At 63.3% G+C, this 11,271-nt stretch carries 11 protein-coding genes; 5 read left to right on the top strand and 6 right to left on the bottom strand.

Features of this window, described 5'->3' with window-relative positions:
• A partial coding sequence (locus Q0C64_RS11670) for an MFS transporter (protein ID WP_294123964.1) occupies window positions 1-758 on the bottom strand: 758 nt, incomplete at its 3' end.
• 82 nt (window positions 759-840) lie between these two features.
• On the opposite strand from Q0C64_RS11670, the gene pgsA reads away from it, so the two are divergent.
• The gene (gene pgsA / locus Q0C64_RS11665; RefSeq protein WP_294123962.1) at window positions 841-1,410 is read left to right on the top strand and encodes a CDP-diacylglycerol--glycerol-3-phosphate 3-phosphatidyltransferase; all 570 of its coding nucleotides are present in this window, start codon (window positions 841-843) and stop codon (window positions 1,408-1,410) included.
• Between the two features lie 268 nt (window positions 1,411-1,678).
• Window positions 1,679-3,919 (top strand): catalase/peroxidase HPI, encoded by a 2,241-nt coding sequence (gene katG / locus Q0C64_RS11660; protein WP_294123960.1) that lies wholly within the window; start codon window positions 1,679-1,681, stop codon window positions 3,917-3,919.
• 71 nt (window positions 3,920-3,990) lie between these two features.
• Here the strand turns inward: katG and Q0C64_RS11655 are convergent, their stop codons facing one another.
• Complete coding sequence (locus tag Q0C64_RS11655; RefSeq protein ID WP_294123958.1) at window positions 3,991-4,956, bottom strand: hydrogen peroxide-inducible genes activator; 966 nt, start codon at window positions 4,954-4,956, stop codon at window positions 3,991-3,993.
• A 161-nt stretch (window positions 4,957-5,117) separates the two neighbouring features.
• Window positions 5,118-5,855 (bottom strand): sulfite exporter TauE/SafE family protein, encoded by a 738-nt coding sequence (locus Q0C64_RS11650; RefSeq protein ID WP_294123967.1) that lies wholly within the window; start codon window positions 5,853-5,855, stop codon window positions 5,118-5,120.
• Window positions 5,856-6,049: 194 nt separating this feature from the next.
• Between Q0C64_RS11650 and cysE the strand changes: the two genes are divergently transcribed.
• The gene (cysE, locus tag Q0C64_RS11645) at window positions 6,050-6,736 is read left to right on the top strand and encodes a serine O-acetyltransferase (protein ID WP_294123956.1); all 687 of its coding nucleotides are present in this window, start codon (window positions 6,050-6,052) and stop codon (window positions 6,734-6,736) included.
• A 259-nt stretch (window positions 6,737-6,995) separates the two neighbouring features.
• Window positions 6,996-7,346, top strand: coding sequence for a DUF2794 domain-containing protein (locus Q0C64_RS11640; RefSeq protein ID WP_294123954.1), 351 nt, complete (start codon window positions 6,996-6,998; stop codon window positions 7,344-7,346).
• On the opposite strand, the gene Q0C64_RS11635 is transcribed toward Q0C64_RS11640, so the two are convergent.
• Window positions 7,324-8,439 (bottom strand): hypothetical protein, encoded by a 1,116-nt coding sequence (locus Q0C64_RS11635; RefSeq protein WP_294123965.1) that lies wholly within the window; start codon window positions 8,437-8,439, stop codon window positions 7,324-7,326. The genes Q0C64_RS11640 and Q0C64_RS11635 overlap by 23 nt on opposite strands.
• Before the next feature lie 302 nt (window positions 8,440-8,741).
• Complete coding sequence (locus tag Q0C64_RS11630) at window positions 8,742-9,038, bottom strand: glycine zipper 2TM domain-containing protein (protein ID WP_294123953.1); 297 nt, start codon at window positions 9,036-9,038, stop codon at window positions 8,742-8,744.
• Between the two features lie 215 nt (window positions 9,039-9,253).
• Here Q0C64_RS11630 and Q0C64_RS11625 point away from each other — a divergent pair, with 215 nt between their 5' ends.
• Window positions 9,254-10,498 carry a cyclopropane-fatty-acyl-phospholipid synthase family protein gene (locus tag Q0C64_RS11625; protein WP_294123951.1) on the top strand — a complete coding sequence of 415 codons (1,245 nt, stop codon included), beginning with the start codon at window positions 9,254-9,256 and terminating at the stop codon, window positions 10,496-10,498.
• Here Q0C64_RS11625 and Q0C64_RS11620 read toward each other — a convergent pair.
• Window positions 10,495-11,214, bottom strand: coding sequence for an SDR family NAD(P)-dependent oxidoreductase (locus Q0C64_RS11620; RefSeq protein WP_294123947.1), 720 nt, complete (start codon window positions 11,212-11,214; stop codon window positions 10,495-10,497). The two genes, Q0C64_RS11625 and Q0C64_RS11620, sit on opposite strands and share 4 nt — an antisense overlap.
• Between the last annotated feature and the right edge of the window lie 57 nt (window positions 11,215-11,271).

Below are 11,271 nucleotides of genomic sequence, written 5' to 3'. Positions count from 1 at the left end.
AGGACATTTTTGACCAGGGGCGGAAATATCGCGATGAGCACCGCGCCAATCGACCAGAATAGGCTGATCGCCAGGATCGCCAGGAACAGTCTCGGCACATGCATGGTCTCGCTGACGAGGCGCGCCGAGGCACGGAAAATATTCCAGTCGGGCTTGACCCGTTCGGCAGCCGGCGGGGCGGGGGGCACCTGGCGCCCGGTCAGCAGGCCCAGCACAGCGATGCCGATCGTTGCGACCACCGCCAGCACAGCTTTGTCCGCCAAAATGCCGGCCAGGATCGTGCCGAGCAGGATAGCGATATAGGTGCCGGCCTCGACCAGCCCGGTTCCGCCCAGCACCTCGTCCTTCTGCAGATGCTGCGGCAGGATGGCGTATTTGATCGGGCCAAAGAAAGTCGAATGGACGCCCATCCCGAACACCGCCGCCAGCATCAGCGGGATATTTTCGAGCAACAGCCCGGCACCGCCGACGACCATGATCAAGATCTCGGCCATCTTGATGATGCGGATCAGCCGCGACTTGTCATGGTCGTCGGCCAATTGGCCGGCGAGGGCGGACAGCAGGAAGAAGGGCAAGATGAACAGGCCTTGCGCGATGGCGTTGAACTGCGCCTCGCGGGCCGCATCCGAATAGAGCTGGTAGGTGACGAACAGCACGACGCCCTGCTTGAACAGGCTGTCGTTGAAGGCGCCGAGGAATTGGGTTGCAAACAGCGGCGCAAACCGGCGCGCGCGAAGCAAATGGGTCACGTTCTGCAGCAAGGCGGCGGTACTCTAGCGGACTTCGCCGGTTGCATAGCCAGCTTTGCGCGGACGGCCAAACGCTATAACGAACGGCCTGATGCTGACGCTGCCCAATCTGCTGACCCTGTCGCGCATTCTGGCGGTGCCGATCCTGGTGTTCCTGCTGTGGAAGCCGGCACCCTATGATTATTTGATTACATTCGTGCTGTACTGCGTGGTCGGCATTACCGATTATTTCGACGGCTACCTCGCCCGGGCGCAGGCCAAGATTTCCCGGCTCGGCCAGTTCCTCGACCCGATCGCCGACAAGATCATGGTGGCGGCGGTGCTGGTGATGCTGATGGCCAGCCGCAAGGCCGACGGCGATCCGCCGATCATCGAGAATTGGGCCGTCATCCCGGCGCTGATCATCTTGCTCCGGGAGATCATCGTATCGGGCCTGCGCGAATTCCTGGCGCCGCTCAACGTATCGGTTCCGGTCAGCGCGCTGGCGAAGTGGAAGACGACCCTGCAGCTGGTCGCACTCGGCGCCCTGATCCTCAGCGGCGGTTTCCCGCACGAGGCGTGGATGCACATGGTCGGCCTCGCCAGCCTGTGGGCCGCGGCGGCCCTGACGCTGGTCACCGGCTACGACTATCTGCGGATCGGCCTCAAACACATGGACTGAAGCGCGCGGGCTGTCCGGGGGACAGCGGAACACTGGAAGCCGTCACGAAGTAAATTCGTGACGTCAGTCGGGTTCGGCTTACGCCGACCCGCTGGCCGGCCATCGCGCTCTCTTCGACATAAGCTCCCGATTGCTGCGCAATCGCTCACTTATGCTCGGGCGCTCGGCACTTATCGATTTTCCAACTCTCTCTGACGAACTTAACTCGTTTCCTCCCGTTCAAGTCGAAGCCTAGCGTGGTTTCAACTTTCGGACAGGAGCTTGAAACATGGATGCCAAGACCGGTGAAGTGGGCGGAGGCTGCCCCGTGCATCGCCCGGGCAATGAGCGATCGCTGCTCGGCCGCACCAACCGGGACTGGTGGCCGGACACGTTGCCGATCGACATTCTCCATCAGGGCAATGTCTCACCGGATCCGACGGACGATGACTTCGACTATGCCGAAGCGTTTCAGAAGCTCGATTATCAGGCGCTCAAGAACGACCTTACCGCGCTGATGACCGACAGCCAGCCCTGGTGGCCGGCCGATTACGGGCACTATGGCCCGTTCATGATCCGCATGGCCTGGCATGCCGCCGGCACCTATCGTACCGCCGACGGGCGCGGCGGCGCCAACAGCGGGCAGCAGCGCTTTGCCCCGCTCAATTCATGGCCGGACAATGGCAATCTCGACAAGGCGCGCCGGCTGCTGTGGCCGATCAAGCGCAAGTACGGAAAGCATATCAGCTGGGCCGACCTGTTCATCCTCGCCGGCAACGTCGCCATCGAGTCGATGGGTGGACCCGTCTTCGGCTTTGGCGGCGGCCGCCCGGATGTGTTCGAGCCGGAGCGCGACATTTATTGGGGCGCAGAAGAAAAGTGGGTCAGCGAAGGCGTGCAGACGCGCATCCTCGACGACCGGGAGAGCGAGTTCGAATTCCCGCTGGCGGCGGTCCAGATGGGCCTGATTTACGTCAATCCGGAAGGCCCGGGCGGCAATCCCGATCTGCTGCTGTCGGCGCGCGACATCAAGATCACGTTCGAACGCATGGCAATGAATCATGAGGAGACGGTCGCTCTGACCGCCGGCGGCCACACCTTCGGCAAGGCGCATGGCGCGGGCGATGCCAGCCTGGTCGGCGCGGCGCCCGAAGCTTCCGACATCGCCCTTCAGGATCTCGGTTGGTCGAACAGCTTCGAAACCGGCATCGGTGAACATACCATCACCAGCGGCATCGAAGGATCGTGGGTCAATACGCCGACCCAATGGTCGGAAAATTATTTCCGCCTGCTGCTCGACTATGATTACGAGCTCGTGAAATCGCCGGCGGGTGCCCAGCAGTGGCAGCCGATCAACCAACGCGAAGAGGACATGGCGCCGGCGGCGCACGATCCCTCCAAGCTGGTGCCGACGATGATGACTACCGCCGACATGGCGCTCAAAATTGATCCGGAATTCCGGGTGATTTCGGAGAAGTTCCGCACCGATCATGAAGCATTCAAGGATGCCTTCGCCCGCGCCTGGTTCAAGCTGACCCACCGCGATATGGGTCCGAAGATCCGTTATCTCGGGCCGGAAGTCCCGTCGGAAGATTTGATCTGGCAGGACCCGGTCCCGGCCGGCTCCAGGCCGTTGGACAGCGACGTCGCGGCGTTCAAGGACAAGATCCTCGGCGCGGGCTTTAGCATTGGGCAGCTGGTCAAGGCGGCCTGGGCGTCGGCCTCGACCTATCGCAAGACCGACTATCGCGGCGGCGCCAACGGGGCTCGAATTCGCCTTGCCCCGCAAAAGGACTGGGCCGTCAACGAGCCCGACGAATTGGCCAAGGTGCTGGCCAAGATCGACGAATTGCGCGGGTCCCTGTCGATCGCCGACGCGATCGTCCTTGCCGGCACAGCGGCGGTCGAGAAGGCGGCCAGGGATGCCGGCTTCAATGTCGCCGTGCCGTTCACCGGCGGTCGCGGCGATGCGACGCAGGAGTGGACCGATGCTGCCAGCTTCGACGTGATGGAGCCCGCTGCCGATGGCTTCCGCAACTATCTGAGGGTCAAGCAGGCGGTAAAGACCGAGGAATTGCTAATCGACCGCGCCTCGCTGCTCGGCCTGACGGGCCCGGAAATGACCGTGCTGCTGGGCGGGCTGCGCGTGCTGGGGGCCAACTACCAGGACCGGCCGGAAGGCGTTTTCACCAACCGAAAGGGCCAATTGACCAACGACTTCTTCGTCAACCTGCTCGACAACGACACCTTCTGGGAAGCAGTTGATGACGGCGGCGAAGAAGATTTCGTCGGCTACGATCGCGGCGGCAAGCAAGAGAAGTGGCGCGCGACGCGGACCGACCTGATTTTCGGATCGAACAGTCAATTGCGTGCAATAGCCGAGGTCTATGCCGAGCGCGGTAACGAAGAGAAATTCGTCCGCGACTTCATCAAGGTTTGGACCAAGGTGATGAATGCCGACCGCTTCGACCTGGCCCGACACGGGTCAGCGTCGGGTGCGGCCGCACGTGAGCCGGCGTTGGCCAAATAGCCGGCATTGGAGTCCGCGGCGCCCCACTTCCCCTCCCCGGGCGCCGCGGACTCTGAGTATCGACGGAAAGACTAGTCGGCGACCTGGAGGATGAGCGGGTCCACGGGCTTATCGATTGCCGCCAGCCCCGGCGCGATCGAAGTGGCGATTAGCCGAAGCGCTTCTGCCAACAACTGGAACTCTTCTTCACGCGGACTCGACCGCCGCCACACCAGCGCGATCCGGCGGAATCCGTGGGTGGACTGCAGTTGCCTTGCGTCGACATTGGTACCTTCGAGGATTCCAGCCTCGATCGCCATTTGCGGCACAAAGGTCAGGCCGAGGCCATTATCGACCATCTGCACGAGCGTGTGCAGCGACGTTCCCATCATGGTCGCTTCGGCGCGAAGCTCGGGCCGATTGCAGGCGGCCAGCGCATGGTCCTTAAGGCAATGCCCGTCTTCGAGCAGCAGCATGCGCGCCTCGTCGATGGTCTCGGCTGCGACCAACAGCTCGACCGGCGCCTCGCCGCGCGGATAGGCGATATAAAGCTGATCGTCGAACAGCATCGCCGTGTCGACCTCACCGCACGCAAACGGTATCGCCAGCAGCACGCAGTCGAGGTGCCCGCGATGGAGCGCGTCGCACGCCGCCTGGCTGGTCTCCTCGCGCAGGTAAAGCTTGAGCTTGGGCCATTGGCTCCTGAGCCGCGGCAGCATCGTCGGCAACAGGAAGGGAGCGATGGTCGGGATGACCCCCATCCTGAGCTCGCCGTGCAGCGGCTGACCCTCGATCCGGGCGATGTCGGTCAGCTCCTCGCTCTCGCGGATGACGCGGATCGCCTTGTCGCTGACTTTCTGCCCGAGCGGGGTGAAGCGCACTACGCGGCGGGTCCGCTCGACCAGCGTCACGCCGAGTAGCGTCTCAAGCTCGCGGAGGCCCGCCGACAATGTCGACTGGGTGACGAAACAAGCGTCCGCCGCCTTGCCGAAATGGCCGTGCTGGCGGAGCGCGACCAGGTATTGCAGCTGCTTGATCGTCGGCAGATAGGCTGTCATCGATAAATCCAATCAATCCGATTGATATAATCAGTTTGAACGATTGAAGCTAGCCTTCTACGTCATGATTAGAAACCACTACTGTGTTCGCGATGCGGGGGCAGCAGCGGCGGCGGGGGCGTTCTCCCCTTATAGAGCCCTCGCCGCCACCTCTCCCTTTTTCAGGCCAGGGCGCGGTAGAGGCCGTAGCCGCTGGTGAGGGTGAGTACGGCGCCGACAAAGGTCAGCAGTAGGTCAGGATTGACCTTTTTGGCGATCCAGGCGCCGAACGGTGCGGCCAGCACGCCGCCGATCACCAACCCGACTACCGCCTTGAATAGCAGCTCCTGGTGCTCCGCGGTCCCAGCCAGGGTCAGCGTGGCAAGGAAAGTGGCGGAGATCGAGACAGTCAGGAAAAATTCGGCGGTGTTGACCGTGCCAATAGTCTTTCGCGGGTTGCTGCCCTGAACCAGCAGGTTCGAGGTGACGATCGCGCCCCAACCGCCGCCACCTGCCGCGTCGAGAAACCCGCCGACCGCGCCGAGCGGTTCGACGATCTTGGGCCGGCGCTCGGTATGCCGGTGCATCACGCCCCGATAAAACAGGTAGAGGCCGAGCGACGTCAGATAGGCGAGGACGAAGGGCTTGGCGGTCGTCGCATCGACCTGCGTCAGCACATAGGCGCCAATGATTCCGGCGAGGATGCCGGGGATGGCGATGCGGAAGAACAGCCGCCAGTCAACGTTGCGATGGGCGACGTGGCTGATCCCGGATACGGCTGTCGTGAAGGTCTCGGCAGTATGGACTCCAGCGGACGAAACGGCGGGAGGAATACCGATACTGAGCAGGATGGTGCTCGAAATCTGGCCGAACGCCATGCCCAGGGCGCCATCGATCATCTGTGCCACAAAGCCGATCATGACGAATGGCAGCAGAGCGGCCGGATCAGCCAGTAGGTCCGCGAAAATTGTCGTCTCCACCCTGTTTATCGACGCAAACTGCCGCAGATGTTGCGTCGCGGCAATGCGTTATGGCGCTCAAAAAAGGCCGTCCGGCTTTTCATTACGCCTCTGACACCTTAAATTGGGAACGAGACTGCAGAAGGAATTGTGGCTTGGCGTCGACGCTGATTGAGTATCTGGACTCCGTCAAAGCCCGCGATCCCGCGGCGCGATCGCGGTGGGAGATTTTGCTATATCCGGGCGTCTGGGCGCTGGCATTTCACCGTGTCGCGCACTGGCTTTACGGCGGCGAGCTCTATTTCCTCGCCCGGTTCGTCAATCATTTCGCGCGGATGGTGACGGCGATCGACATCCATCCCGGTGCCAGGATCGGCGAACATTTCTTCATCGACCACGGCTTCACCGTGATCGGCGAGACCGCCGATATCGGCGACAATGTCACCATCTACCAGAACGTCACCTTGGGCGGCACCAACCCGTCGACCGGCGTTGGCGGGAAGCGTCACCCGACGATCCGGTCCGGCGTGGTAATTGGCTCCGGTGCGCAGGTGCTCGGCCCGATCGAGGTCGGCGAAGGCGCGAAGATCGGTGCCAATTCGGTCGTCACCAAGGATGTCGAGCCGGGCGCGACGATGGTCGGCATCCCGGCCAGGCCGGTGCTGGTCGACGCGGTCCATTATAGCCCCGGCTTCCTGCCCTATGGCACCTTGTGTGGCGAGGACTGCGATCCGGGGCGGGCGCGCCAGACCGAATTGGACGACGAAATCGCGGCATTGCGCAAGGAAGTCGCCGAGCTTCGCGCGCTCAGCCAGCCCAAACCGAAAGTTAAGTCCGCTTGAGCTGGGACCCTCCCTCACCGGGCTGGAAGCCCCGTGACGGAGCCGAATTTGCAGTAGTGCAAGGAGTGATGAAGGAGCGATGGATATCCATCGTGACTGATGAACGACGCCGCAATGCTGGAAATGCGGCCCGCCGCTTTGCGGTCGCCCCTGAATTTGCTCTGGCGTCGTCGCGCCGCTTGCGCGGGCTGCCCGGCCCGCGCTGCGCGTCGCTTCTAGCCTGTGCTTCATCAGGGACGATCCCGGGGGATTCAGCCCGGTGAGGGAGGGTCTTGTCACGCCGTTTCCGCATCCGCGGGACCGGCGTCCGATCACGGCATTTGACCGCGCCGAACTGCAGCGCATCCTCGATCTTTACGGGCGGATGGTCGCGGCCGGGCACTGGCGCGACTATGGCCTGTGGTTCGACCCCGAGGTGGCGGTGTTCGCCGCCTTCCGCCGCACCGCCGAAAACCCCGAAGTGAGAATTGAAAAACGCCCCCAACTTCATTTGAAGCAGGGGGCGTTTGCATTGGTTTCAGAACATGGAACCGTACTGAAGCGGGGCCACGAACTTCATGGAGTCCTGGCCCCGCTCGAGCGCCGGCTTATGCGGCTGGTACGTGACTAGGGCTGCTGGCAGCCCGGTCCAGCAACGGCAGCTTCGACTGAAGCGCATCCGGCAAGCGGCGAACGACCAGCGAACGCGCCTGGTGCCAGAAGGCCGACAGCAGCAGCAGCGCAGAACCGATCACCAGCGCGGTCAGTGCAATATTGAGCTCGACCGCGCCGACCTGCTTGAACAGCTCGCTGAGCGCATAAAGCACATAGGCAAGCGCCGAGACGAGCAGTGCGCGCCGGTCGATCGCCAGGGCGGTGATGCCGAGCGCGACGTACAGGGCGATCACGACCAGGCCTTCGCCGATGGTCGCGGTGCCGTCATTCAGTCCGAGCAGCGTGAAAACCGGATGAACGATCATCGGCGCGGCCAGCAAGTGGAGCCAGAAGGCGACGTCGCTGCGGCGAGTAACGCGGGACGGATCCGACGAGTCCCAGCGCATGGCGAACAGGAACACGCCAATACCGAGCAGCAGGACCGCACCGAGGATGATGTCCTCGACTTCGTCCGGGCTGCGGCCCAGTGCCGCGATGACGATGCCGACGACGATCGCAGAGGCCGCGGCAGCGCCCGCCGCAACGGTGATCGGAACGCGGAACCGTTTCCAATGCAGCCAAGCCGCTGCCGCCGCAACGGCGCCGGAAATGGACGCGATAATGCCGCCAATCAGGGCCTCCTGATCGTTCGGCGGTTCGCCAACCCCGAGTACGACGCCGAACCCGACGGTCGCAAACACGCCGCCGACAAAGGCCAGCAGCAACAGGATCGAGGGCAGGGCCATACGGCGCCTGGCCGTAAAGAACAGCGCCAGGCCCCAGGCGGTGCCGGCGACGAACAACGGGGCAAGCGGCGAAGGACCGTCATGGTCGATGACCAGTCCCATCGACTGACCGATCGACTGGCCGATCCAGCCGACCGCGAACAACAGGATCGCGGCGGCGATCGACACGAAAATATCGTTGAAGCCTGTAATCAGGCGAAAGCTTTCTTCGTCGACCGCTGGCGAGGATCGCTGGGTGTCGACGAAGGCACGAAGCGAAGCGGCGGCATCAGCGCTGAGCGCGCCGGCAGCCACGGCCTCGTCGAGATCGTTCTGGCTGTACATGGACATTATCCTCCCTGATGCGCCTCACTCGCATAGGTGTGTTATTGTGTCAATACAGCATGGCGGAAAGAGGCCGTCACGGGAGTGAATCCCGTGACGTCGGTCGTGTCACGCTTCGCGTGCACGCCGTCCGAATCTCATTATCTCTTCGCACTGCTTCCCGATTGCTTCGCAATCGCTCAGCTGTGCTCGGTAATTCGAAAGAGGGGTGGCCGGCGCCGGATCAGGGGGTGGGCGTGCGGTTCAGCCTCACCTGGTAGATGAGGCTTCGGCCGCACGGGCGCCGGCCGAACTGGGAAACTCTAGTGGCAGCGATAACGGCCGCGGTCGATTGAGCGGCCGACAAGCGCACCGGCGGCAGCGCCGACGATGGTGCCGGTGGCTCGTTCGCCATGCGTGTCGATCGCGCGTCCGATCAGGGCACCACCGGCGGCACCAATGATCAGGCCGGTGGTGCCGTTGGAACGTTTGCAGCGCAGCCGGCCGTGCGAGTCCCGCCACACCCTGCCATGATAATAGCCGTCACCGGCGAGGGCAGCGCTGGGCATGGTCGGAACGGTCAAGGTTGCGGCGGCAAGGGCCAGCATCGTCTTCCGCATGAATACTCCTGTTGCTGTTGGCGTCGCTGCAAGAACGCCTGCGTTTGAAGCCTGTTTCACGGGGGATCTGGCCGATGCCAAGGGGCGTTAACGCCGTTCGGGCAGGTTAACGACGAACGGTTGGTCCGAGGGCGGCAGATAGTCGCGGCAGTATGCGGCAGCTTTACGAGGGGGGGCGCTTGCCTTGAGCCCCAGAGGGGCGATAGGTCGGCGCCATGGCTTCGCGAGGTCAGCATCTGGTTCGGTCCGGGCTGCGGTTCGCCAGCGGCAGCGGCCTGTTGGGGCGGCTCGTCGGGCCGGCGTTTGCCAGGCTGCTCGACCATCTTCATGATCGGCTGCGAGAGGGTGGGATCGAGGCGACGCTGCCCGATGGATCGCGGCGACGGATCGGCTTTCATCGGCCGGGACCCACGGCGATCGTCCATTTGCACAGCTGGCTGTCGCTGGTCCGACTGGCGACGTCGGGGTCGGTCGGCTGGTACCGTGCCTGGGAGAAAGGCGAATGGTCTTCGCCGGATCCGGTGCCGCTGTTCGACCTGTTCATGCGCAACGGTGCATCGCTGGGAGAGTTTGCCCGGGCCAAGGGCACGGCCCGTTGGCACAACCAGTTGCTCCATCGGCGTCGAGACAACGGCCGGCGCATGGCCCGGCGCAACATCGCCGCTCACTATGACCTCGGCAATGATTTCTACGCGGTATGGCTGGACCCAAGCATGACCTACTCGTCTGGCCGGTTTGAGCCGGGCGACGACCTGGAGGCGGCACAGCGGCGCAAGGTTGCCATGCTGCTCGACCGGCTCCAGTTGAAACCCGGCGACCGGCTGCTGGAGATCGGCTGCGGCTGGGGAACGATGGCAATCGAAGCGGCGAAACGCGGTGCAAAAGTGGTCGGATTGACTTTATCTGCGGAGCAGAAAAGTTGGGCAGATACAAAAATTGTAGAACTGAAATTAAGCGAATATGTTGAAATCCGTCTGCAGGATTATCGGGAGATTTCCGAGCAATTCGATGCCGTCGCCTCGGTCGAGATGGTCGAGGCGGTCGGCCAGCGCTGGTGGCCTTCCTACCTCGAATCCATCGCCCGCAATCTCAAGCCGGGCGGGAGGGCAGCGATCCAGCTGATCTCGATCGATCATCGCATCTTCCGCGGATATTCGCGTAATCCGGACTTCATCCAGGCCTATATCTTCCCCGGAGGAATGTTGATCGATGAACCGCGGTTTGAGCAACTGGCGCATGAGCAGGGGCTGAGTTGGCAGGACCGCGAAGGGTTTGCCCTCGATTATGCCGAAACGCTCAAGCAGTGGCGGCACCGTTTTGATACAGCGGTAGCCCAAGGCAGGCTCAAGGGCTTCAGTGGGCGCTTTCACCGGCTGTGGCGCTATTATCTGATGTATTGCGAAGGCGGCTTCCGCGGCGGCGGAATCGACGTCGCCCAGGTAACGATGGTGAAGAGCTAGGCGTCGACCTTTGAGCGGCTGCCCGTTTCGGCATCGCTCTGAAGCCGCTCGAGAATCGCAGCGGCGACGACTTCGGGACCTTTGAGGCTGTCGGGTTCCTCCCCCGGAAAGGCGAGCTGGCGCATTCGGGTGCGGGTGGCGCCGGGATCGACGATCTGGACGCGGAGACGCCCGGCATGGGCGGTTTCGTCGGCATAGGCGCCGAGCAGCGTATCGAAGGCGGCCTTGGACGCGCCATAGCCGCCCCAGAAGGCGCGCGGCTCTTCGCCGACCGATGAGGTGATGCCGATGACGTCGGCCTTGTCGGCGCGACGCAGCAGCGGGTCGAAGGCGGCGATCATCGCCTGGCTGGCGAAGACGTTGAGCTTGAACACCCGCTCCAACTCTTTCGGATCGAGATGCTCGACCGGCGACAGGCTACCCAGCATCGCGGCATTGAGAATGAGCATGTCGAGGCTGCCCCAGCGCTCGGCAACGGCCTGGGCGAGCTTCTGGATGTTGTCGCCGTCGGTCAAGTCCATCGGCGCAATCGTCGCCGAGCCGCCGGCCTCATGGATCCGCTGCTCGACCTGTTCGAGCGACTGGGCGGTGCGGGCGGTCAAGATGACATGCGCGCCGGCGGCAGCCAGCGCCTCGGCGGTGGCTGCGCCGATGCCGCGGCTGGCCCCGGTGACAAGCGCAAGCTTGCCGTCAAACGGCTTGGACGATTCGGTCATGCCGCTCCCTTAGCGGCTTGCGACCAGACTTAAAGGCTTGAGCTTGCCGTCCTTGTC

This window comes from Sphingomonas sp. (genome assembly GCF_023266535.1).
Taxonomy (GTDB): Bacteria; Pseudomonadota; Alphaproteobacteria; order Sphingomonadales; family Sphingomonadaceae; genus Sphingomicrobium.
Note: the sequence above shows the minus strand (reverse complement) of the source record. Positions and strands in the feature narration are given on the sequence as shown.

Coding starts and splice junctions, on each gene's coding strand:
- pgsA (WP_294123962.1), top strand. CDS start 841: ATGCTGACGCTGCCCAATCTGCTGACCCTGTCGCGCATTCTGGCGGTG.
- katG (WP_294123960.1), top strand. CDS start 1,679: ATGGATGCCAAGACCGGTGAAGTGGGCGGAGGCTGCCCCGTGCATCGC.
- Q0C64_RS11655 (WP_294123958.1), bottom strand. CDS start 4,956: ATGACAGCCTATCTGCCGACGATCAAGCAGCTGCAATACCTGGTCGCG.
- Q0C64_RS11650 (WP_294123967.1), bottom strand. CDS start 5,855: ATGATCGGCTTTGTGGCACAGATGATCGATGGCGCCCTGGGCATGGCG.
- Q0C64_RS11635 (WP_294123965.1), bottom strand. CDS start 8,439: ATGTACAGCCAGAACGATCTCGACGAGGCCGTGGCTGCCGGCGCGCTC.
- Q0C64_RS11630 (WP_294123953.1), bottom strand. CDS start 9,038: ATGCGGAAGACGATGCTGGCCCTTGCCGCCGCAACCTTGACCGTTCCG.
- Q0C64_RS11625 (WP_294123951.1), top strand. CDS start 9,254: ATGGCTTCGCGAGGTCAGCATCTGGTTCGGTCCGGGCTGCGGTTCGCC.
- Q0C64_RS11620 (WP_294123947.1), bottom strand. CDS start 11,214: ATGACCGAATCGTCCAAGCCGTTTGACGGCAAGCTTGCGCTTGTCACC.